Annotated in this window: 15 protein-coding genes; 5 read left to right on the forward strand and 10 right to left on the reverse strand. The window is 44.6% G+C overall.

The window, feature by feature from the left end:
* Positions 1 to 33 precede the first annotated feature (33 nt).
* The gene (locus G5S32_RS13455) at positions 34 to 966 is read right to left on the reverse strand and encodes a dihydrodipicolinate synthase family protein (protein WP_165312451.1); all 933 of its coding nucleotides are present in this window, start codon (positions 964 to 966) and stop codon (positions 34 to 36) included.
* 32 nt (positions 967 to 998) lie between these two features.
* Positions 999 to 2231, reverse strand: coding sequence for a ribokinase (rbsK, locus tag G5S32_RS13460; protein WP_165312452.1), 1233 nt, complete (start codon positions 2229 to 2231; stop codon positions 999 to 1001).
* Positions 2232 to 2784: 553 nt separating this feature from the next.
* Between rbsK and G5S32_RS13465 the strand changes: the two genes are divergently transcribed.
* The 4 genes from G5S32_RS13465 to G5S32_RS13480 all read left to right on the forward strand — a co-directional run bounded on the left by G5S32_RS13465 (position 2785) and on the right by G5S32_RS13480 (position 8686).
* Positions 2785 to 3672 (forward strand): DMT family transporter, encoded by an 888-nt coding sequence (locus G5S32_RS13465; RefSeq protein WP_165312453.1) that lies wholly within the window; start codon positions 2785 to 2787, stop codon positions 3670 to 3672.
* Positions 3673 to 3872: 200 nt separating this feature from the next.
* A complete protein-coding gene (gpmM, locus tag G5S32_RS13470) occupies positions 3873 to 5405 on the forward strand; it encodes a 2,3-bisphosphoglycerate-independent phosphoglycerate mutase (protein WP_165312454.1) in 1533 nt (510 codons plus the stop codon).
* A 191-nt stretch (positions 5406 to 5596) separates the two neighbouring features.
* The gene (locus G5S32_RS13475) at positions 5597 to 6739 is read left to right on the forward strand and encodes a murein hydrolase activator EnvC family protein (protein ID WP_165312455.1); all 1143 of its coding nucleotides are present in this window, start codon (positions 5597 to 5599) and stop codon (positions 6737 to 6739) included.
* A 387-nt stretch (positions 6740 to 7126) separates the two neighbouring features.
* A complete protein-coding gene (locus G5S32_RS13480) occupies positions 7127 to 8686 on the forward strand; it encodes an HD domain-containing phosphohydrolase (RefSeq protein WP_165312456.1) in 1560 nt (519 codons plus the stop codon).
* 133 nt (positions 8687 to 8819) lie between these two features.
* Here the strand turns inward: G5S32_RS13480 and G5S32_RS13485 are convergent, their stop codons facing one another.
* The 3 genes from G5S32_RS13485 to nudC form a co-directional block, all read right to left on the reverse strand.
* Entirely contained in the window at positions 8820 to 9455 is a 636-nt protein-coding gene (locus tag G5S32_RS13485; RefSeq protein ID WP_165312457.1) for a TetR/AcrR family transcriptional regulator, read from the reverse strand.
* Between the two features lie 99 nt (positions 9456 to 9554).
* The gene (hemE, locus tag G5S32_RS13490) at positions 9555 to 10637 is read right to left on the reverse strand and encodes a uroporphyrinogen decarboxylase (protein WP_165312458.1); all 1083 of its coding nucleotides are present in this window, start codon (positions 10635 to 10637) and stop codon (positions 9555 to 9557) included.
* A 451-nt stretch (positions 10638 to 11088) separates the two neighbouring features.
* A complete protein-coding gene (nudC, locus tag G5S32_RS13495; RefSeq protein WP_165312459.1) occupies positions 11089 to 11880 on the reverse strand; it encodes an NAD(+) diphosphatase in 792 nt (263 codons plus the stop codon).
* Positions 11881 to 12055: 175 nt separating this feature from the next.
* Between nudC and rsd the strand changes: the two genes are divergently transcribed.
* A complete protein-coding gene (rsd, locus tag G5S32_RS13500) occupies positions 12056 to 12550 on the forward strand; it encodes a sigma D regulator (protein ID WP_165312460.1) in 495 nt (164 codons plus the stop codon).
* A 254-nt stretch (positions 12551 to 12804) separates the two neighbouring features.
* On the opposite strand, the gene rpoC is transcribed toward rsd, so the two are convergent.
* From rpoC to rplA, 5 genes are all read right to left on the reverse strand, one after another.
* Complete coding sequence (gene rpoC / locus G5S32_RS13505) at positions 12805 to 17007, reverse strand: DNA-directed RNA polymerase subunit beta' (RefSeq protein ID WP_165312461.1); 4203 nt, start codon at positions 17005 to 17007, stop codon at positions 12805 to 12807.
* Positions 17008 to 17094: 87 nt separating this feature from the next.
* A complete protein-coding gene (gene rpoB / locus G5S32_RS13510; protein ID WP_165312462.1) occupies positions 17095 to 21123 on the reverse strand; it encodes a DNA-directed RNA polymerase subunit beta in 4029 nt (1342 codons plus the stop codon).
* A gap of 231 nt (positions 21124 to 21354) precedes the next feature.
* The gene (gene rplL, locus G5S32_RS13515; protein ID WP_165312463.1) at positions 21355 to 21720 is read right to left on the reverse strand and encodes a 50S ribosomal protein L7/L12; all 366 of its coding nucleotides are present in this window, start codon (positions 21718 to 21720) and stop codon (positions 21355 to 21357) included.
* A 59-nt stretch (positions 21721 to 21779) separates the two neighbouring features.
* A complete protein-coding gene (rplJ, locus tag G5S32_RS13520) occupies positions 21780 to 22268 on the reverse strand; it encodes a 50S ribosomal protein L10 (protein ID WP_165312464.1) in 489 nt (162 codons plus the stop codon).
* A gap of 281 nt (positions 22269 to 22549) precedes the next feature.
* Complete coding sequence (rplA, locus tag G5S32_RS13525) at positions 22550 to 23251, reverse strand: 50S ribosomal protein L1 (RefSeq protein ID WP_165312465.1); 702 nt, start codon at positions 23249 to 23251, stop codon at positions 22550 to 22552.
* Between the last annotated feature and the right edge of the window lie 3 nt (positions 23252 to 23254).

The raw sequence follows: 23254 nt of genomic DNA on the forward strand, positions 1-23254 counted from the left end.
GTTTTACCGTTTAGGGGGATTAAGTTTTTTGGGTTATTTGTTTAGTGCTTTTATTGTTTCGCGCTCAGATTTAGCTGCAGCAGCGATTTGATCAAGGATGACACCAAGTCCCCAGAATTTTTCCAGGACATCGGCATCGGTAACCCGGCTATGCGTTGATTCAAAAGTACCAAGACGCTGGTGGAACACTTTGGCATTCTTTGGATAGCCCAGCGTTTCAGTCACAGCACTCAGAGAAAGGAACCAGGATAGTTTCTCTGCGTATTCTGGTGCTTCTGATGCGTGGTGATATAGCCAGTTATAAAGATCCGGATGGAAGTTAGTGAACACACCACTAAACCCTTTAGAACCATGTTGCATTGCTTCATAGGCAATAGCTGCATTAGCGTTGATAATCGCAAAAGGTGTACCTTCAACGAGTTTCACGCGACGCTTAACAGTTTCTAAATCACAGCTCACATCTTTCAGAACAACGAATCTTCCTGAATTAGCCACGAATTGAATCTCTTCGTCTGTAAGCAGACGACGATATGGTGCCGGACATTCATAAAGGCCTAAAGGCATATCCGCAGGCAGAGCGTCCATCAATGTGTTGAGATTTTTCAGGAATACTTCAGTGCCTTCGTTGTTTGGATCTAAGCGATTCGAAACAAGTACCAGAGCATCAATACCTGTTTTAGCGACAGCGTTCAGTTCAGCTATTTGGTCGTCGATATCCGGAGAGATGTGACCAGAAGAGATGACAGGAACGCGCCCATTAGTGTAATCGACAACAAATTTCGACAGCGCAACGCGCTCTTCTAAAGACAAGAACAACATTTCACTTGATTGGCATACAGCAAATAAAGCATCGGCACCATTGTCGATATACCAATCAATAAGATTTCCTAAACCTTTATAATCAATTTCGTTCTCATCAGTAAATGGAGTTAGCATTACTGGAACGATACCTTCGATACTTTTCATTCTCTTTGTCCTGAATTAAGCAATATGACTTGTTAAATTGCTTTGATGGATACTTGTTGCTGAAGCATGCGGGCTTCAACTAACGTATGATTTGGCATATTTGCAGCGCCTTCTCTTTCGACTGCAAGCGATGCGAAGGCAGTGGCATAAAGTGCTGCCTGAGAAAGTGTTTTTCCTTTTGCTAATGAAGCTGCAAGGGCTCCATTGAACGAATCTCCCGCACCAGTGGTATCAACCGCTACTGCGTTATAAGCTGGGATATGTGTGTATTGCTCGCCATCGAACAATACTGAACCCTGACGGCCCATCGTGATGATGATTGATTTCGCCCCTTTTTGATGAATAACCGCAGCCGCTTGTTTAGCTGTTTCAATATCGGTGATTTCGATGCCGGATATTTGTGATGCTTCGGTCTCGTTCGGGGTAATAATGTCAGCGTTAGCAATAAAATTATCGACTTCAGGAGCGTATGGAGCAGGGTTTAGAATGACCTGTACGTTTAAGCCTTTTGCCAGTTTCATAACGCCATCAATGGCATCAAAATTGTTCTCTAGCTGAACAAGAAGCACTTTTGATTCACTGATATAAGGAACAAGCTCTGCCACTTCTTCATTAGTAACCAGGTGGTTTGCTCCAGGGCAGATAGCGATAAAGTTTTCACCGTCGTCGTTTACATAGATAACAGCACTACCTGTGGATGTCTTCTCTGCTTCGTAGAGAGAAAAGGACTCGATACCGCATGAATCAAAATGATTACGTGCGAACTGATTAAATTGATCTTTACCGACCTTAGTTGCGAAGTGAACTCGTGCACCAGCTGAATGTGCAGCTAATGCCTGGTTCGCACCTTTGCCGCCAGGACCAAATGTGGTCTCTTTGGCAATCAGTGTCTCGCCATTTTTCGGGAATCGGCTGACTTTTGCGACAATATCGACGTTGAAAGAGCCGAATACACAAACTTTTCCGACCATAAGCCTCGAAGCTCCTCTTTGGTTATGCGTAGAATGCGTGGTGTGATGAGTTTGCATTAAATGACTGATGTCCAAGTTGCTATCATCCTGTAACAAATCATTCTGCATAAGATGCTTTTTCAAAGAGACTCCGCCATGGTGTCTGACAACCAGTCCGTCGCCCTGAAGTTGCGACAAATCGGTGCGAATCGTTTCTTTAGTCACCCCAAAATGGGAAGCAAGGAAAGACACACTGGCCTGTCCTTCTTTACGTAGTAACTGAATAATCTTTTCTTGGCGCGTTTCTTTGTACATAGCTCATCCTTACTGTATGGCTGCATTCTAGGGATTTGAGAAATGTGCTGGTGAGAGTGCATTCAAATAAAAAACAGATAAACAAAAGAAAACAAAAATTTCCCTTGGGGATTGTATTTAGTGTGATATCGATCTCTTTATTTAGGGGGAACCTCAGATGATATTTGAATTAACGCCTTTACATAGGTTGATTTGTTGAGGTTTATATGGGGATGTTAGGTTTCTCTTAAATATGAATTTATGGTTCGTTTTTAGTGTTCTGCTGTTGCCTTACAGTGCTTTTCGCTAATCAACTTTTCAATATCTGTAGTTATTCATGAGTTGCTAACTGGTTAAAATTACTAGCAAGCTTTTGTCCAAAACCGTGGCAGAGCAGAACCCTCTGATTTGCAATTACGGTTAGTGACGCGACGAACTGCATTCGTTTTAGCAGATTAACGACACTATCTAGCCCTTCTTATCAAACCGTAAAAGCACAGCTAAATTCACTTTGTTTTCAACACGCTTAGTGGCATATTGAGAGCCCTTTTCTCCGTCCGTTTTAGGAAACATAATGGGCTACGAATGGCTAGCACTTGCGGCGGCATTTCTTTGGGCGATCACTAGTTTACTTTCTGTTACTCCGGCCAGACACCTCGGTACCTTTGCCTATAGCCGATGGAGAATGGGCTCGACCTTTACTATCTTAGCCACGATGGCTCTGATTACCGGTGGCTGGTCAACCGTTGAAACCTCTGCCATACCGCCAATGATGTTGTCTGGTTTGATCGGCATATTTATCGGTGATACAGCACTCTTTGCCTGTTTGAACCGCATGGGGCCTCGCCAATCTGGATTGCTGTTCTCTTGTCATGCCGTTTTCTCAACTGTGCTGGGTTACTTTCTCTTTAGCGAAAGTATGACGCCTCTTGAACTATTAGGCTCAACGCTGGTCTTCTCTGGTGTACTGACTGCGATCTTTTTTGGTCGTAGAGGACAAAGTAGTAATCATTTAGAAATGGTTCACGGCAATGTTTGGATAGGATTAGGGCTGGGTTTAACCGCTGCGCTATGCCAAGCTTTGGGAGGGGTGATTGCAAAGCCCATCATGCAAACTAACATTGACCCTGTAGCCGCTTCATCCATCCGAATGATGACGGCGTTTGTCGCACACTGCTTACTGCGAGCGACAGGAACGCGTGTTGCACGTCCAACGCAAAAAATGAATTGGAAAATATTTGGTATTACTACTATCAACGGTTTTATTGGTATGGCGCTAGGCATGACGCTGATTTTGTATGCTTTGCGTGAAGGTAATGTTGGTATGGTTGCTCTGCTTTCTTCCACTACACCTATCATGCTATTGCCTATACTTTGGTTCTATACCAAACAAAGGCCGAACCGCTTTGCTTGGCTAGGGGCCATTGTCGCTGTCGCTGGCACAAGTATTTTGGTCTACTAACGATCTATTTTTCGTTGACTAACTATAAGAATACACAAGCAATTTGAGACAAAAATTTTGATCAATTGGCTACATTTTATTGCAACGATAGGGAGAATCATTGATCTTACCCTACTGCAATGACTATAAAGTGTAGTAAAATTACGCTAATTTCAGTTTTTAGTTACTTTGATTTTATTGAATTTGACGAGGTTATAAGTATGTCAGCTAAGAAGCCAATGGCTCTAGTGATTCTTGACGGTTGGGGTTACCGTGAAGACAGCAGCAACAATGCTATCAGCAATGCTAATACTCCAGTAATGGATGCTCTAATGGCAAACAACCCAAATACTCTGATTTCGGCTTCTGGTATGGACGTTGGTCTACCTGATGGTCAAATGGGTAACTCTGAAGTTGGCCACACAAATATAGGCGCTGGTCGTATCGTGTACCAAGATCTCACTCGCATCACTAAATCAATTTCTGACGGTGAGTTCCAGACTAACGAAGTGCTAGTGGCAGCTATCGACAAAGCAGTCGCAGCGGGTAAAGCTGTACACCTAATGGGCCTTATGTCTCCAGGTGGCGTTCACTCTCACGAAGATCACATCTACGCAGCTATCGAACTAGCAGCAGCGCGTGGCGCAGAAAAGATTTACCTACACTGTTTCCTAGACGGTCGTGATACACCACCTCGTAGCGCGGAAGGTACGCTACAACGTTTTGACGAACTGTTCGCAAAACTAGGCAAAGGCCGTATCGCATCTCTAGTTGGTCGTTACTACGCTATGGACCGTGACAACAACTGGGAACGTGTAGAAAAAGCTTACGATGTACTAACTGCAGCTCAAGGTGAGTTCACTTTCGACTCTGCTCTAGCAGGTCTAGAAGCGGCATACGCTCGTGAAGAAAACGATGAATTCGTGAAAGCAACGGAAATCCGTGCAGAAGGTCAAGAGTCTGCAGCAATGCAAGACGGCGACGCAGTTCTATTCATGAACTACCGTGCTGACCGTGCACGTCAAATCACGCGCACTTTCGTAACTGATTTTGCTGGCTTCGAGCGTAAAGTATTCCCTGCTCTGAACTTCGTAATGTTGACTCAATATGCAGCAGACATTCCACTACCAGCAGCTTTCCCACCAGCATCACTAGAGAACACTTATGGTGAATGGTTATCGAAAGCGGGTAAAACTCAGCTTCGTATCTCTGAAACTGAGAAATACGCTCACGTAACTTTCTTCTTCAACGGTGGTGTTGAGAACGAATTTGATGGTGAAGAGCGTCAACTTGTTGCTTCTCCTAAAGTAGCAACTTACGACCTTCAACCTGAAATGAGCTCTGCTGAGCTAACTGACAAGCTTGTAGCAGCAATCAAATCTGGTAAATACGACGCTATCATCTGTAACTACCCGAACGGCGACATGGTTGGCCACACAGGCGTTTACGAAGCTGCGGTTAAAGCTTGTGAAGCCGTTGACGAATGTATCGGTCGTGTTGTTGAAGCTATCAAAGAAGTGGATGGTCAACTACTGATCACTGCTGACCACGGTAACGCAGAAATGATGGTTAACCCAGAAACGGGTGGCGTACACACTGCACACACTAACCTACCAGTACCACTAGTTTACGTTGGTAGCAAAGACATCGAGTTTATCGAAGGCGGTAAACTGTCTGATCTAGCACCAACTATGCTTGCTCTGACTGGTACTGAAATCCCAGCAGATATGTCTGGCCAAGTTATTTACAAATAAGTAGAACTTGCGAAGTGATTGTTAAAGCCCTAACCCAGTTGGGGCTTTTTTATCGCTAAATTTCGCTATAAGGCAAAAATTTCGGCAATAGGTAAACAGTATAACAAAGTTTTTGCATCCGACACTCGCCTCATGCCGCGCTTTGAGTATACTGATTACTCATTGAATCTATTGGCGAACATTCTTCCTACATGACAAGCACGTTACAACACAATCTAAAACGCAATCTCGTCAACATCGCTGTAGCGTTGTGCTTCTGTTTTTCTGTAATGTCTGCTTCCCCTGTTTTTGCTGCATCACAGCAAGAATTGAAAGGTGTCACCGGAGAAATCTCTCGCCAAAAACAAGAGTTGACGAAACAGCAGGGTCAGCTTGACCAATTGCAACAGTCGCTGAAACAACAAGAAATCAATATTTCCAATCTGGAAAAGCAGATCAGAGGCACCAAAAGTGAACTCATCTCTGCGAATCAAAACATCAGTAAGCTTCAGGAAAAGCTCAAAGAGCTTGAAAAGCAGCGTAATCAGCAAGCTGATAAGTTAAAACAATTACTTCAAACTTATTACATCACGCAAAGCGCAACCACCAGCGGCAACCTACTCAATAACAATCTGGAAGAAGATCGTATTAGCCAATACTTCCAGCATTTAGCACAAGCGCGTAGTGAGACAATTCAGGCGCTAAAGCAGACTCGCGAACAGCTCGAAGAAAACCAAAAGCAACTTCAACTGGAACGAGACCAAATCGCATCTTTATTACAAGAACAAACCCAAAAGCGTGACCAACTTGCGAATACCCAGTCTGAACGTAAAAGCACCATCAACAAAATCCAAAAAAGTATTTCCGGAGACAAAGTCTACCTTGCTGAACTGCAACGTAACGAAACCCGTTTAAAAGCTGAAATTGCCAAAGCAGCGAAACGCAATGCGATCCCAATGGATGGAATTAGCCAGCAACGAGGCAAGCTCAGTTGGCCAATCAAGGGGAATGTATTGCATAGCTTTGGCGAACGCCAAACGGGTCAAATTGATTGGAAAGGAATGGTGATATCGGCTGACTATGGGCAAGCGGTCAAAGCAGTCTACCCGGGAACCGTCGTGTTTGCAGAATATCTGCGAGGTTATGGTCTGGTTGTTCTGTTAGACCATGGTAAAGGCGATATGACTTTGTACGGTTTTAATCAGTCTCTGATGAAAAAAGAAGGAGACAAGGTGACCGCAGGTGAAACCATCGCACTTGCTGGAGATACAGGAGGACAAGCCCGTCCTAGTTTGTACTTTGAAGTTCGCCGCAATAGCCAAGCAGAGAACCCTCGTAGCTGGCTTATCCGTTAAACTCGCCATCCATTAACTCAACCAATAATACCATCCTAGATAAAAAGATGATCAGACTGGGCATCGGTAGAACAGCGAATAGGCGTCAAACGCAAACGCGCATTCATTCGTCCCTGAAGCTCCACCGAACCATCCATGGCTCGGAGGGTTTGCTTATCGACGCCCATTCACTGATCAGGAAATTTTCCAAAATGGTATAACAGCACCTTATTATCAATGATATTAATAAATCATTGTGATTCATTAATATCATTCCTACTTGTAAACCTTTCCGAATAGGTTCATAGCCAAAGCCTTGTCAGATAAGCCTTAACTCTCTTGGTTCATGAAAATTTTCTGTCAATAAAGGTTAAAATTAGACCATCTATTCACCAATCCATCATCATTATGTCCATTACTGAAAAAGCGAAACAGCTCATTGCAATGAGTACTGACATTTTAACGGACAATGTCATTAAACTAGGTACTCAATATGGCTATATTGCCTACACATCAAATACCAGTGCAGCCTGGCGTGAGTCTATTATTGGTGTATCAAAAGGTTTAGATGCTTTACTGTCATCAGAGAGTGTTAAAACCTTAGATCCAAACATTCGCTTGGAACTTAATGATTGGGATGAAGAGATTATTGGCTACTTCCGTGACAGAGCCATCGTTCATCAAACACGTGCGATTGAGCTCTATATGTATCTCGGATTGCTGAAGCATTACCGTCAAGCGTATGTCGATTTAATACAGGATTGGGATGCGAACAACGACGAAAAATCATGGCTTACTGCATTAATTAATGGCTACTTTAACCGTGGTGAGGCCATTACTTGTTATGAGTATCAGCAGCTATCTTCAAACTCAAATCGAGAATTGGAAGAGATCAAACAGAGCCACAGAGAAGTACTCAACCACAAGAACCAATTGTTATCCATTATCGAAAGTATTGATCAGCCATTATTTGGTATTGATAACGAAGGCTACATTCGCCACGCTAACGGCCTTGGGCACCAAATTCTCAACAAGTTCACACCGACGGAACTAGGAAAAGATTACTGGGATATCAATCTTGATGATCAGTTGTATAACATCAACGAGGTCCTTCCCGATTTTGCAGAAATCAGTCAATCAAACCTAACGAACAAACATCTGTACAATATCGTCAACATCGATGGTATCCCTTATGAACTGTATTTCTACAAATATAAGGGCATGGTACGTTACCGCGACGAACACGATTCAATCATCGTAATGCTGCGTGATATCTCAAGTCTTGCCACTTATGAAAATCAACTCGAAACTGAGCGCCAAAAACGATTTGCTGAAAAGCAAGAGATCATCCAGGTATTAGGCGATATCTTAGAAAACCGTTCCGATGAAACGGGACTACATGTACGCCGCGTTGCTTGCGTTGCCAGTAAACTGGGTCAATTGTATGGCTTAGATGAGAAAGATGTGATAACCATTTATACCGCAAGCCCGCTGCATGACGTAGGCAAAATTGCGGTGCCAGATTCTATTTTAAATAAACCAGGTAGACTGACGAAACCTGAGTTCGAAGTTGTAAAAAAACACTCCGAAGTAGGACGAGAGTTGCTCGACGGCAGCGATTCTCATCTGATGCAAATGGCGTGTATCATTGCTCATGAACACCATGAGAAGTGGGATGGAAATGGTTACCCTTGTGGTAAAGCAGGAGAAGATATTCACATTTTTGCGCGTATTGTCGCCATTGCGGATGTATTTGATGCCCTGCTAAGCAAGCGCCCATACAAAAACGCTTGGGCCAAAGAAGAAGTGCTGCAAGAATTTATTGACCAGAAAGGCAAACATTTTGACCCAACGTTGGCTCAAATTCTTATCGACAACTTTGAAGATTTAGCACAACTGCACAGTCAGGCAGACCAATATAAACTGCCTCAACTTCATCAATTGCACTCACTTTATCACGCGGCATAATCTGTAAAGGAGGTGATCAATCACCTCCTTTCGATTTATCGACAATAAGCAAGAGAGGTTAAGCGCCTCTCCTTTCTCTTCGTGCTTATACCATCCTAGATAAAAATATGATCAGACTGAGCAGCGAATGGAATTACACATAAAGAGCTCGTATACCATCTTCCAACAGTTGCAATTGTTCGAGTCCCTGCTCTGTAGCGCACGGCTTCACTAGAGAAATAGCCTGCAACATGCCTTGGTAAATCACTTGCTCGGTAATTTTGGTTTTCAGTGACATCGCAGATTGATATGCCAACCACCCCGAATAGACCATGTGTAACGAAGTCACCAAGGTTTCCAACTCATCTTTCTCAACCGCAAGAAGCTCCATATCGATGAAATTCTGCATAATGTTGATCAAATTGACGTGCAACTTCTCTTGAGAAGCAATGTATTCCACATGCAACTCTTCGTCACGCTGTAAGATCTCAGGCAGATTTGAATAGAAGAAGCGATACTTCCACATCAAGTTAAACATAGAATCGAGATAATGTTTTAACAGGGTAAGACTTTCATATTGCCCCTGTAGTGGTGTAAAGCGCTCAATCAGCTCCTTGGAATAAAGAGCAAATATTTCCCTCACTATTTCCTGTTTATTCCGGAAATGATAATAGAGATTGCCAGGGCTAATCTCCAGATGGGCAGCGATATGATTAGTTGTAATGGCACGCTCACCATTTTCATTAAAAAGCTCTAAGGCCGCGTGAACAATTCTGTCTCTTGTCTTCATTAGCTCGCCAGATTGTAATTGACTCTATCGCAGTATAATTCAGCTATTGCTAAATGAAAAAAAAAGCGCTCTATTATGAGCGCTTTATATAAAATCTTACTACTTATGATAAGGTTTCGAGAGTTCATGGACAGCGTCAACGAACACACCGGCATTCTCTGGCGGAACATCTAAGTGAATACCATGACCGAGGTTGAATACATGCCCAGTACCGCTATTACCTGAACTACCGTGACCAAAGCCTTCTAGAATCGATGCCACTTCTTGGCGAATACGTTCTGGCTGCGCGTACAGAATTGATGGGTCCATATTACCTTGCAAGGCAACTTTATCCCCGACACGAGCTTTGGCATCAGCAATGTCGATGGTCCAATCCAGACCAACCGCATCACAACCCGTTGCGGCAATGCTTTCCAGCCACATACCGCCATTTTTAGTGAACAGAGTCACAGGAACACGGCGACCTTCATTTTCACGAATCAGGCCATCAACAATCTTATGCATGTATTGCAGTGAGAATAGGTTGTAATCGCGAGGCGTTAATACACCGCCCCATGTATCAAATACCATCACAGATTGCGCGCCAGCTTTAATCTGTGCGTTTAAGTATTCAATCACACTATCTGCGAGTTTATCTAACAGCGCATGCAAGGTAGCAGGCTCTGCGTACATCATCTGTTTAATCTTAGTGAAGGCTTTTGAACTGCCCCCTTCAACCATGTAAGTGGCTAATGTCCACGGGCTACCAGAGAAACCAATCAGAGGAACGTCACCATTGAGATCTTTGCGGATTTGGCGTACAGCATTCATGACATACTGCAATTCACCTTCTGGATCAGGCAAACCGATTTTATCAACGTCAGCTTTGCAAGTGATTGGGCGATCAAAAACTGGACCTTCGCCAGCTGCGAATCGTAGACCTAACCCCATAGCGTCAGGAATAGTCAAAATATCTGAGAATAGAATTGCAGCATCAAGTGGAAAACGACGCAATGGCTGCAGTGTCACTTCAGAAGCTAACTCTGCATTTTTACATAGCGACATAAAATCACCCGCCTGTGCGCGTGTAGCACGATATTCTGGCAGATAACGCCCTGCTTGGCGCATCATCCACACGGGTGTGCAGTCAACAGGCTGCTTCAACAAAGCACGAAGATAACGGTCGTTTTTTAATTCTGTCATTCTGGCTTCCAATTACTAGGCTTATTTCTTTAATTATTTCTTATACCATTCTGGCAAATTTCCTGATCAGTGAATGGGCGTCGATAAGCAAACCCTCCGAGCCATGGATGGCTAGGCGGAGCTTCAGGGACGAATGAATGCGCGTTTGCGTTTGACGCCCATTCGCTGCTCGCCGATGCTCAGTCTGATCATATTTTTATCTAGGATGGTATTAGGCGCGTATTCTACCACTTATTTACACCAAACTGGTCATTGAGTTGCTGTTCATAAACCGAAGCTTTGCAAGCTAGATCATGTTATTAACATTTAAATCAATGGTTAATTTGCGTACAAACTAAAACAGCGTTTAGAATCCTCCTGCTAGCGAAAATTACAATAATAAACGGGTACTTAGTACTCAACATCTCATAACGACATCTTACTTACCCCCTCCCTCACCGGAGGGTTTTTTTTAGCTAGCCGTAAGATGATGATTCTGTTCAATGGTGCCAACGATCTCTTCAATTAACGCTCTGGCAATCGTCCCTCTCGGAGCGACTGGCGGTAGCTCATTTGCACTAAACCATTGAGCATCACTAAGTTCGTTATAGTCAGGACAAATGTCACCACTCTCGTAATCCGCGACAAATGCCACCATCATGCTGGAAGGGAACGCCCAAGGCTGACTACCAAAATAACGGATGTTCTTAACGCGAATCCCCGTCTCTTCTAATACTTCACGGGCAACACAATTTTCTAAGGTTTCACCGACCTCTAAAAATCCTGCGATAACGGTATACATCCCCTCTTTATGGCGAGGATGTTGAGCAAGTAAGATTTGATTCTCTTTACGTACAGCGACAATCACGCATGGAAAGATGCGTGGGTAATGCAGGGTACGGCAATCTTGACATTGCATCGCTAATTCGCGGTGATTAAGATGAGTACGGCCACCACACTGAGGGCAAAAACGGATGCTTTGGGTCATGTGCCCAAATTGAATGGCACGGCTCGCGGCAAGAAAAAGATCTTCACCGACCACCAGCAGCTCACGTAACGATGTCATTTCTAGATCATTGTCTAACTCGGAATGATTTAGCCAATACACTGGGTGTTGATCAATACGATCTATCTCGATCGCCGATTCAAAAGGTAATCCAAACTCTTTAGCACTACCAAATGGCACACTCCCGTCAATGGTCCACAGTTCACTGCCTGAAACAACACACCAATAAGCTGATTTAAGGTCACTATTTTTTAACATACAAACTCCTGTTGCTTGCAGTTCGTTCATTTTACTGGCAATCTAATTTCATACCAGAGTTTGTCTCGATTTGCTAACTCTACATAAACTCTCGTGAAGACAACAGGCTGTATCCTACTCATACAGCGCAATGTGCAAAGGACAGTCTATCATTAGATAGCTCGATCTTGAGGGCATGGTCATGCTAAAAAAATTCAAACAAACCCAAGAACAATGGGGTGGAGCCAGTGACGTTATCGATCATTGGTTAGAGAAAAGACAGCATGTAGTTGTACAATATTGCAAAATTGCTGCGCTTCAACCTTGCGCTTCCAAAGCCGTGGTCTCAGAACTTCCTTCACCTCAAGAACTTCAATATTTCTGCCAAGATCTTGTCGACTATATCTCAGAAGGTCACTTTAAGGTCTACGACATGGTGATGAATAAGTGGCAGTCTACAGGCTTTAAAGCAACAGATGAGATCAACCGAGCATATGCTGAAATCGTTTTAACGACCGATCCGCTGCTCAATTTTACTGATCACTACGCCGCTGTTGATGTGGAAGATGAATTAGACACTTTCGATCAAGATCTTTCCAAATTGGGACAGATATTAGAATCACGCTTTGAGTTAGAAGATCACCTCATTCAACTCATCATTGATAGCCTGTCTATTCCACCGGGCGCGTAATTTTAGCTGTTAGTTCTCTGCTATCGCTTTCAGGCTTTTGCTTTTGGTTCTCCCCCTCAGATGAGGGGGAGTTAGAGGGGGTTGAAGCCCACTGAACGTATTGAGCATTACAATCTTAATTACGTTCAGTGGAAGCAACCCCACCCTGCCTCCCCTTCGAAAGGGGAGGAGATAAAAGAACGTTGATTCTTATCCTGAATTACAAGCAATAAAAAAGGCACCTTTCGGTGCCTTTTTTCATTTCTATCAAGCGATTACTCGTCTGAAGAGAAACCTGCGTTCAGTAGCGCAGCTAGGTTATCTGTAGCTTGCTCTGCTGAAGGACCTTCTTTCTGAGCTTCACGCTTAGATTGACGATCTTGGTGGTACGCAAAACCAGTACCAGCAGGGATCAAGCGACCAACGATAACGTTCTCTTTCAGACCACGTAGGTCATCACGCTTACCAGATACCGCAGCTTCAGTCAGTACGCGCGTCGTTTCTTGGAACGATGCCGCAGAGATGAACGATTCTGTCGCTAGAGACGCTTTAGTGATACCTAGAAGTTCACGTTCGAAACGTGCAGGCTCTTTGCCTTCTGCTTCTAGAGCACGGTTAGCAATCTTAACTTGTGAGTATTCAACTTGCTCACCAGGTAGGAACTCAGAGTCACCTGCGAAAGTAATTGTACACTTACGTAGCATCTGACGAACGATGGTTTCGATGTGCTTATCGTTAATCTTAACGCCTTGCAGACGGTAAACTTCCTGAACTTCGTTAGCGATGTAAGAAGTCACAGCGTGGATACCACGTAGACGTAGGATGTCATGTGGAGACTCTGGACCATCTGCGATCACGTCACCACGTTCGATACGCTCACCTTCAAACACGTTCAACTGACGATGCTTAGGAATCATCTCTTCGTAAACATCACCGCTGTCGCGAGTGATTACTAGACGACGTTTACCCTTAGTCTCTTTACCGAACGACACAGTACCTGTGAATTCAGCAAGGATTGCAGGCTCTTTCGGTTTACGAGCTTCGAATAGGTCTGCTACGCGAGGTAGACCACCCGTGATGTCTCGGTTACCGCCAGATTTCTGAGGAATACGAGCAAGAGTATCACCCACATTCACTTCAGCGCCATCTTCGATGTTCACGATAGCTTTACCAGGCAGGAAGTATTGAGCTGGCATATCTGTACCAGGGATCACTACATCGCGGCCTTTCTCATCCACAAGTTTGATAGCTGGACGCATATCTTTACCTGCTGCTGGACGAGCAGCTGCATCAGTTACTTCGCTTGAAGATAGACCAGTTAGGTCATCTGTTTGACGAGAAACTGTTACGCCATCGATCATGTCTACGAACTGGATGCGACCTGCTACTTCAGTAATGATTGGTAGCGTGTGCGCTTCCCAGTTTGCCACTGTTTCACCAGCTTCAACTGCGTCGTTATCTGCTTTGCTTAGCAATGAACCGTAAGGAAGTTTGTGCTTCTCTTTGGTACGACCAAATTCGTCAATGATAGTTAGCTCAGATGCACGAGAAGTGATCACTAGTTTGCTATCTTTGTTAATTACGAACTTAGCATTGTGTAGCTTCACAGTACCTGTGTTCTTAGCTTGGATGCTGTTCTCTGCTGCTGCCGTAGATGCCGCACCACCGATGTGGAACGTACGCATCGTTAGCTGTGTACCAGGTTCACCGATAGACTGAGCAGCGATAACGCCTACTGCTTCACCTTGGTTCACTAGGTGACCACGAGCTAGGTCACGACCGTAACATAGTGCACAACAACCGAAGTCTGCGTCACAGGTTACTACTGAACGTACTTTAATACGGTCAACAGAGTTTTCGTTTAGAACCTGACACCATTTCTCATCAAGAAGCGTGTTACGAGGAACGAGAACTTCTTCTGTACCTGGTTTCAGAATGTCTTCAGCAACCACACGACCAAGCGCAAGTTCAGTTAGCGGAACTTTAACGTCACCACCCTCGATGTGAGGCATCATGTCTACACCCTCGTGGGTGCCACAGTCGTGCTCATAAACTACTACGTCTTGAGCAACGTCTACTAGACGACGTGTTAGGTAACCAGAGTTCGCTGTCTTCAATGCTGTATCCGCAAGACCCTTACGAGCACCGTGCGTTGAGATAAAGTACTGAAGTACGTTTAGACCTTCTTTAAAGTTCGCAGTGATTGGCGTCTCGATGATTGAACCATCTGGACGAGCCATCAGACCACGCATACCCGCAAGCTGACGAATCTGAGCTGCAGAACCACGAGCACCTGAGTCAGCCATCATGTAGATGCTGTTGAATGACTCTTGCTTCTCTTCCTTACCTTCACGGTTAATAACCGTTTCAGAAGAAAGGTTCTCCATCATCGCTTTCGCTACGCGATCGTTGGTAGATGCCCAAATATCGATCACTTTGTTGTAGCGTTCGCCCGCAGTTACAAGACCAGATTGGAACTGTTCTTGAATTTCGCGTACTTCTTCTTCTGCTTCTGCGATTTCAGTGTATTTCGCTGGTGGTACAACCATATCGTCGATACCAACAGAGACACCAGAAAGTGCTGCGTAAGCAAAACCTGCGTACATGATTTGGTCAGCGAAGATTACAGTATCTTTCAGACCTAGCTTACGGTATGCCTCGTTAAGTAGGTTAGAGATTTGCTTCTTACCTAACTTTTGGTTAACGATGCTGTAAGGAAGACCTGCAGGTACGATTTGCCACAACATTGCACGACCGACAGTAGTATCTACCATCTTAGTTTCTGTTGTGCTGTGACCATCTTCGTCAACAACTGTTTCTGTAATACGTACTTTAACGCGTGCATGTAGCTCAGCGCTCTTAGTGCGGTATGCCTTTTCAGCCTCTTCTGGGCCAGCAAGGTACATGCCTTCACCTTTCGCGTTGATCTTCTCACGAGTCATGTAGTACAGACCCAATACAACGTCCTGAGAAGGTACGATGATCGGATCACCTGACGCTGGCGACAGAATGTTGTTTGTCGACATCATCAGAGTACGAGCTTCTAGCTGTGCTTCTAGAGTTAGAGGCACGTGTACCGCCATTTGGTCACCATCGAAGTCCGCGTTATACGCCGCACACACTAGTGGGTGTAGCTGAATCGCTTTACCTTCGATTAGTACAGGTTCAAATGCCTGGATACCTAGACGGTGAAGTGTTGGTGCACGGTTAAGTAGCACTGGGTGTTCACGGATAACTTCATCCAAGATATCCCATACAACAGCTTCTTCGCGCTCTACCATTTTCTTAGCAGCTTTGATTGTAGTCGCAAGACCACGAGTCTCTAGCTTGCTGTAGATAAATGGTTTGAATAGCTCAAGTGCCATCTTCTTAGGAAGACCACACTGGTGCAGACGAAGGTATGGACCTACTGTGATTACAGAACGGCCAGAGTAGTCTACACGTTTACCTAGAAGGTTCTGACGGAAACGACCTTGTTTACCCTTGATCATATCAGCAAGAGATTTCAGAGGACGCTTGTTCGAACCTGTGATCGCGCGACCGCGACGACCGTTGTCTAGAAGCGCATCAACAGACTCTTGTAGCATACGTTTTTCGTTGCGTACGATGATGTCCGGAGCAGCAAGCTCTAGAAGACGTTTCAAACGGTTGTTACGGTTAATAACACGACGGTATAGATCGTTCAGATCAGAAGTCGCAAAGCGACCGCCATCTAGTGGTACTAGAGGACGTAGATCTGGCGGAAGCACTGGAAGTACAGTCAGAATCATCCATTCAGGTTTGTTACCTGAACTTACGAATGCTTCAACGAGCTTCAAACGCTTGGTTACTTTCTTACGCTTAGTTTCAGAGTTAGTTGTATCTAACTCTTCACGCATCTGTTCGATTTCTGTAGGAAGATCCATAGAAGAAAGCAGATCTTTGATCGCTTCTGCACCCATCTTAGCGGAGAATTCATCACCCCACTCTTCTAGGCGGTCTAGGTACTCTTCCTCAGTCAGCATTTGACCTTTTTCAAGATCAGTCATGCCTGGCTCTGTTACTACGTACATTTCGAAGTAAAGAACACGCTCGATATCACGTAGCGGCATATCCATTAATAGACCGATACGAGATGGTAGAGATTTTAGGAACCAGATGTGAGCAACTGGAGATGCAAGCTCGATGTGGCCCATACGGTCACGACGAACTTTAGTTTGTGTAACTTCAACGCCACACTTCTCACAGATAACACCACGGTGTTTTAGACGCTTATATTTGCCACAAAGACATTCGTAGTCTTTTACTGGGCCAAAAATACGCGCACAAAACAGACCATCACGCTCAGGTTTGAACGTACGATAGTTAATCGTTTCAGGTTTTTTAACTTCACCAAAAGACCATGAACGGATCATGTCTGGTGAAGATAGACCGATTTTGATTGCATCAAATTCTTCGGTCTTATGCTGTGCTTTTAGAAAGTTTAATAAGTCTTTCACAATCAGCTCCTGTAAGGAGTTAAAAGCAGCCAGCCAAACGCCAGCTGCTTTCTACCAGATAATCACATTTCTCTAACGAGAAACGAATTACTCTTCGTCTTCTAGCTCGATGTTGATACCTAGCGAGCGAATCTCTTTCAACAATACGTTGAACGATTCTGGCATGCCAGGTTCCATGCTGTGGTTGCCATCTACGATGTTCTTATACATCTTAGTACGGCCGTTAACGTCATCCGACTTAACTGTTAGCATTTCTTGTAGCGTGTAAGCAGCACCGTATGCTTCTAGTGCCCATACTTCCATCTCACCGAAACGCTGACCACCGAACTGAGCTTTACCACCAAGTGGTTGCTGAGTAACAAGACTGTAAGAACCCGTAGAACGAGCGTGCATCTTGTCATCAACAAGGTGGTTCAGTTTCAGCATGTACATGTAACCAACAGTTACAGGACGCTCAAACGCATCACCTGTACGACCATCAAACAGTGTCAACTGGCCAGACGTTGGAAGGTCTGCTAGTGACAATAGTTCTTTGATTGAAGCTTCGTTCGCACCATCGAATACTGGTGTAGCAATCGGTAGACCGCCACGTAGGTTACCAGCCAGTACGCGTACTTCTTCATCGCTCATTGAAGCAATGTCGACGCTCTGACGAGTATCACCAAGATCGTAAACCTTCTGTAGGAATTCGCGCAGCTTAGCAAGCTCTTGCTGTTCCTTGATCATTTGGTTGATCTTGTCACCAATACCTTTAGCCGCCAGACCTAAGTGAACTTCTAGGATCTGACCGATGTTCATACGTGAAGGTACACCCAGTGGGTTTAGTACGATATCTACTGGCTGACCAGTTTCATCGTATGGCATGTCTTCAACAGGGTTGATCTTAGAGATTACACCCTTGTTACCGTGACGACCCGCCATCTTATCACCCGGTTGGATGCGACGTTTCACCGCTAGGTAAACTTTAACGATCTTCAGTACGCCTGGTGCTAGATCATCACCTTGAGTGATCTTGCGACGCTTAGCTTCGAATTTCTTATCGAAGTCAGCTTTCAGTTCGTCGTACTGCTCAGCCATTTGCTCTAGCTGAGTTTGTAGTTCGTCGTCTTCTAGCGTTTGTGCTAGCAACTGCTTACGGTCGATAGCTTCAACTTTAGCTTGGCTGTAACCTGCTGTAAGTAGCAGAGAACGAACACGTGCAAATAGACCACCTTCAAGAATTTGGAACTCTTCAGTCAGGTCTTTCTTCGCTTCTTTCAGCTGCATTTGTTCGATTTCAAGTGCACGTTTGTCTTTCTCTACGCCATCGCGAGTGAAGACTTGTACATCGATAACCGTACCAGCAACAGAGTTCGGCACACGTAGTGAAGTATCTTTAACGTCAGAAGCTTTTTCACCGAAGATCGCACGTAGTAGCTTCTCTTCAGGTGTTAGCTGAGTTTCACCTTTAGGTGTTACTTTACCAACTAGGATGTCGCCACCCTTAACTTCTGCACCAATGTAAACGATACCTGACTCATCCAGTTTAGATAGAGCAGCTTCACCTACGTTTGGAATATCTGCAGTGATCTCTTCAGCACCAAGCTTAGTATCACGAGCCACACAAGATAGTTCTTGAATGTGGATAGTGGTAAAGCGGTCTTCTTGAACAACGCGCTCAGAAACTAAGATCGAGTCTTCGAAGTTGTAACCGTTCCAAGGCATGAACGCGATACGCATGTTCTGGCCAAGAGCAAGTTCACCAAGGTCAGTTGATGGACCATCAGCGATTACGTCACCACGAGCAACGAGTTCACCCGGCATCACACATGGACGCTGGTTGATACATGTATTTTGGTTCGAACGTGTGTACTTAGTTAGGTTGTAAATATCGATACCCGCTTCACCAGGTACCAACTCTTCTTCATTAACCTTAACAACGATACGAGATGCGTCCACAGACTGAACAACACCACCACGTTTAGCAACCGCAGTTACACCTGAGTCAACCGCCACGTTACGTTCAATACCAGTACCAACTAGAGGCTTATCTGCTCTTAGAGTTGGAACAGCCTGACGTTGCATGTTCGCACCCATCAATGCACGGTTCGCGTCATCGTGTTCTAGGAACGGGATAAGCGAAGCAGCGATAGATACTACTTGGTTTGTCGCAACGTCCATGTAGTCAACGTGTTCACGAGGGTGAAGACCAGATTCACCTTTTTGACGTGCTGTGATCAGTTCGTCAGCAAAAGTGCTCTCTTCAGTCAGTTTCGCGTTCGCCTGAGCGATAACGAATTGACCTTCCTCGATAGCTGATAGGTAATCAACTTCATCAGTAACAATGCCATCTACTACACGACGGTAAGGAGTCTCTAGGAAACCGTACTCGTTACAACGTGCAAACGCAGATAGAGAGTTGATAAGACCGATGTTTGGACCTTCAGGCGTTTCGATAGGACATAGACGACCGTAGTGAGTTACGTGTACGTCACGTACTTCGAAGCCAGCGCGTTCACGAGTCAAACCACCAGGGCCCAATGCAGAAATACGACGTTTGTGCGTAACTTCTGAAAGCGGGTTGTTCTGGTCCATGAATTGTGAAAGCTGTGAAGAACCAAAGAATTCTTTAACAGCAGCAGAAATTGGTTTCGCGTTGATCAGATCTTGTGGCATCACGTTGTCAAGATCGCCTAGGCTTAGACGTTCTTTAACTGCGCGTTCAACACGTACAAGACCAACACGGAATTGGTTTTCTGCCATTTCGCCTACGCTACGGATACGACGGTTGCCAAGGTGGTCGATATCGTCCACTTCGCCAATACCGTTACGGATCGCGATAAGCTTCTTCATCACTTCGATGATATCTGTTTCATCAAGAGTGCCCTGCTCACCCGCGTCTTCACGACCGATTGAGCTGTTGAACTTCATACGACCTACTGTTGATAGATCGTAGCGTTCTTCAGAGAAGAATAGGCTATTAAATAGCGTTTCAGCCGCTTCTTTCGTTGGCGGCTCGCCAGGGCGCATCATGCGGTAGATTTCTACAAGCGCAGAGATACGGTCAGTTGTGCTGTCAACACGGATAGTGTCTGACATGAATGGACCGTGGTCTAGATCGTTCGTAAATAGAACTTCTAGTTTTTTGTATCCCGCTTGAGATAGGTTCGCAAGTGCTTCTAGGCTAATTTCTTGGTTCGCAGCGATGATGATCTCGCCAGTCGCTTCATTGACGTAATCTTTAGAAGATACTTTACCAACTGTGTATTCAACTGGTACTTCAATGAAATCAACGCCATCTTTTTCAAGTTGACGGATGTGACGAGCCGTAACGCGACGACCTTTCTCTACATAGACCTTGCCATCAGCTTCAATGTCAAACGTAGCAGTTTCACCACGCAGACGCTCAGGCACCAACTCCATCATTAGAGTTTGGTCTTTCACTTCGAAGTTTACTTTTTCGAAGAAGATATTAAGGATCTCTTCAGTCGTCTTACCTAGTGCACGAAGAATGATCGATGCTGGCAGTTTACGACGACGGTCAATACGTACGTATAGGTTATCCTTTGGATCGAATTCGAAATCCAACCATGAACCACGGTAAGGGATAATACGTGCGTTATACAGAACTTTACCTGAAGAGTGGGTCTTACCCTTATCGCTGTCGAAGAATACGCCTGGGCTTCTGTGCAGCTGGGATACGATAACCCTCTCAGTACCATTAATTACAAAGGTACCATTATCTGTCATGAGTGGAATTTCACCCATGTAGACTTCTTGTTCTTTAATATCTTTGACAGTACCTGCTGGCGCGTCTTTATCAAAAATCACCAGGCGTAGTTTTACGCGTAGTGGTTTTGAATAAGTTACACCACGGATTTGACATTCTTTAACGTCAAAAACTGGCTCACCAAGACGGTAGCTAACGTATTGCAGCTCTGAATTGCCGTTGTAGCTCTGAATTGGAAATACAGAACGAAAAGCAGCTTCAAGACCGTATTGTCCTTCAGGATCCTGTTCGATAAATTTATCGAATGAATCGAGCTGGATCGATAGCAGGTATGGAATGTCCAATACTTGTGGACGAGTACCAAAGTCCTTACGGATGCGCTTTTTCTCGGTATAAGAGTAAACCATGGGGTTCCTCAGCTCGCTGATAAGTGACCCAAACTGTCCACCTTGAAGGTTTAGGACAGTGACTAAATCGCTGTTTACTGTAGTGACGGTTCGCCAGTACAACGACCGCTTTTTGCATGGTTATGGGACGCCTAAACAGCGGGAAAATTCGCCCATACCCTACAGCGCAAAAAGGCCGGTGGTCATTAAACCACCAGCCATTAGCCTTTCGGCTAAGAAATTAAGTAATTATTACTTAACTTCAACAGTTGCACCAGCTTCTTCAAGCTCTTTCTTCAGTGCTTCAGCTTCTTCTTTAGAAACTGCTTCTTTAACAGCAGCTGGAGCGCCGTCAACTAGAGCTTTAGCTTCTTTAAGACCTAGGCCAGTTGCGCCACGTACTGCTTTGATTACAGCAACTTTGTTCGCACCAGCAGCAGCTAGAACTACGTTGAATTCAGTTTGTTCTTCAACAGCAGCAGCAGCTGGGCCACCAGCTACAACAGCAGCAGCAGCAGAAACACCGAATTTCTCTTCCATTGCAGTGATTAGTTCAACAACTTGCATTACAGACATTTCTGCAACTGCGTCTAGGATTTGCTCGTTAGTAATAGACATAACAATTCTCTTTTAAGTCAACAATAAGTTTATTTTGCAACCAGTAAAAAGCAAGGCAATTAAGCAGCTTCTTTTTGATCGCGGATAGCAGCGATAGTACGTACCAATTTGCCAGCAGAAGCTTCTTTCATGCACATCATTAGGCGTGCGATTGCTTCGTCGTAAGTTGGTAGTGTCGCTAGTAGTTCAACGTCAGTGATAGCACCTTCGTATGCAGCCGCTTTGATCTCGAATGCTTTGTTCTCTTTAGCGAAGTCTTTAAAAAGACGCGCTGCAGCACCTGGGTGCTCGTTAGAGAAGCCGATCAAAGTTGGACCTACGAATACGTCTTGTAGACATTCGTAAGCTGTGCCTTCTACAGCGCGACGTGCTAGTGTGTTACGAACAACTCTTAGGTAAACGCCCGCATCACGCGCTTGTTTACGTAAAGTAGTCATCGCAGCAACTTTTACACCACGAGAGTCAGCAACAACTGCAGAAAGTGCACCGCTGGCCGCTTCGTTGACTTCAGCAACAATTGCTTGTTTGTCTTGAAGATTTAAAGCCATCTTGGATTACTCCTGGTTGTTATTACACCACTCACTATTGTCACAACAGTGAGAGATAATTAGGTGCAGTTCCAGAAGAAAGTTAACCCATTTTTAAAATAAAAAATGAAATCTTTCTGTCAGGTTCGGGCACCATCTACGTAGGTTGTATTAAGTTATCGAGAGATAACGCCTACGGTCTTGGACGGAGACTGAATTCTGATTCAGAGAATCGGGCTTCAGCCCCAACCACAAATATTAGGCGCAAAATTATACACAAATTTTGCGCCTAAGCAAATGCATTATGCTTGAGCGTTCAGAGTATTCTGATCAACAGCAACACCAGCACCCATAGTAGTAGAGATGCTTACCTTCTTCACGAAAACGCCTTTCGCAGAAGATGGTTTTGCTTTCTTAAGCGCAACTAGTAGAGCTTCTAAGTTCTCTTGTAGTTGGTTAGCTTCGAAAGACACCTTACCGATAGTAGTGTGGATGATACCGTTCTTGTCGTTACGGTAACGAACCTGACCAGCTTTAGCGTTCTTAACCGCTTCAGCAACGTTAGGAGTTACAGTACCAACTTTAGGGTTTGGCATTAGACCACGAGGACCAAGGATGGTACCAAGTTGACCTACAACGCGCATTGCATCTGGAGATGCGATAACTACGTCGAAATCCATAACACCTTTCTTAACTTGATCAGCTAGGTCATCCATACCCACTAGGTCAGCACCTGCAGCTTTAGCAGCTTCAGCGTTAGCACCTTGAGTGAATACAGCAACACGGATATCACGACCAGTACCGTGTGGTAGTACAGTTGCACCACGTACGTTTTGGTCAGATTTACGAGCGTCGATACCTAGGTTAACAGCAACGTCAACAGATTCTACGAATTTTGCAGTTGCTAGTTCTTTAAGAAGAGCAACAGCTTCGTTGATTTCGTACTCTTTAGTTACATCCACTTTCTCGCGGATTGTACGCATACGCTTAGTTAGTTTTGCCATTAT

Source organism: Vibrio ziniensis (assembly GCF_011064285.1).
In the GTDB taxonomy this organism is placed as follows: Bacteria; Pseudomonadota; Gammaproteobacteria; order Enterobacterales; family Vibrionaceae; genus Vibrio; species Vibrio ziniensis.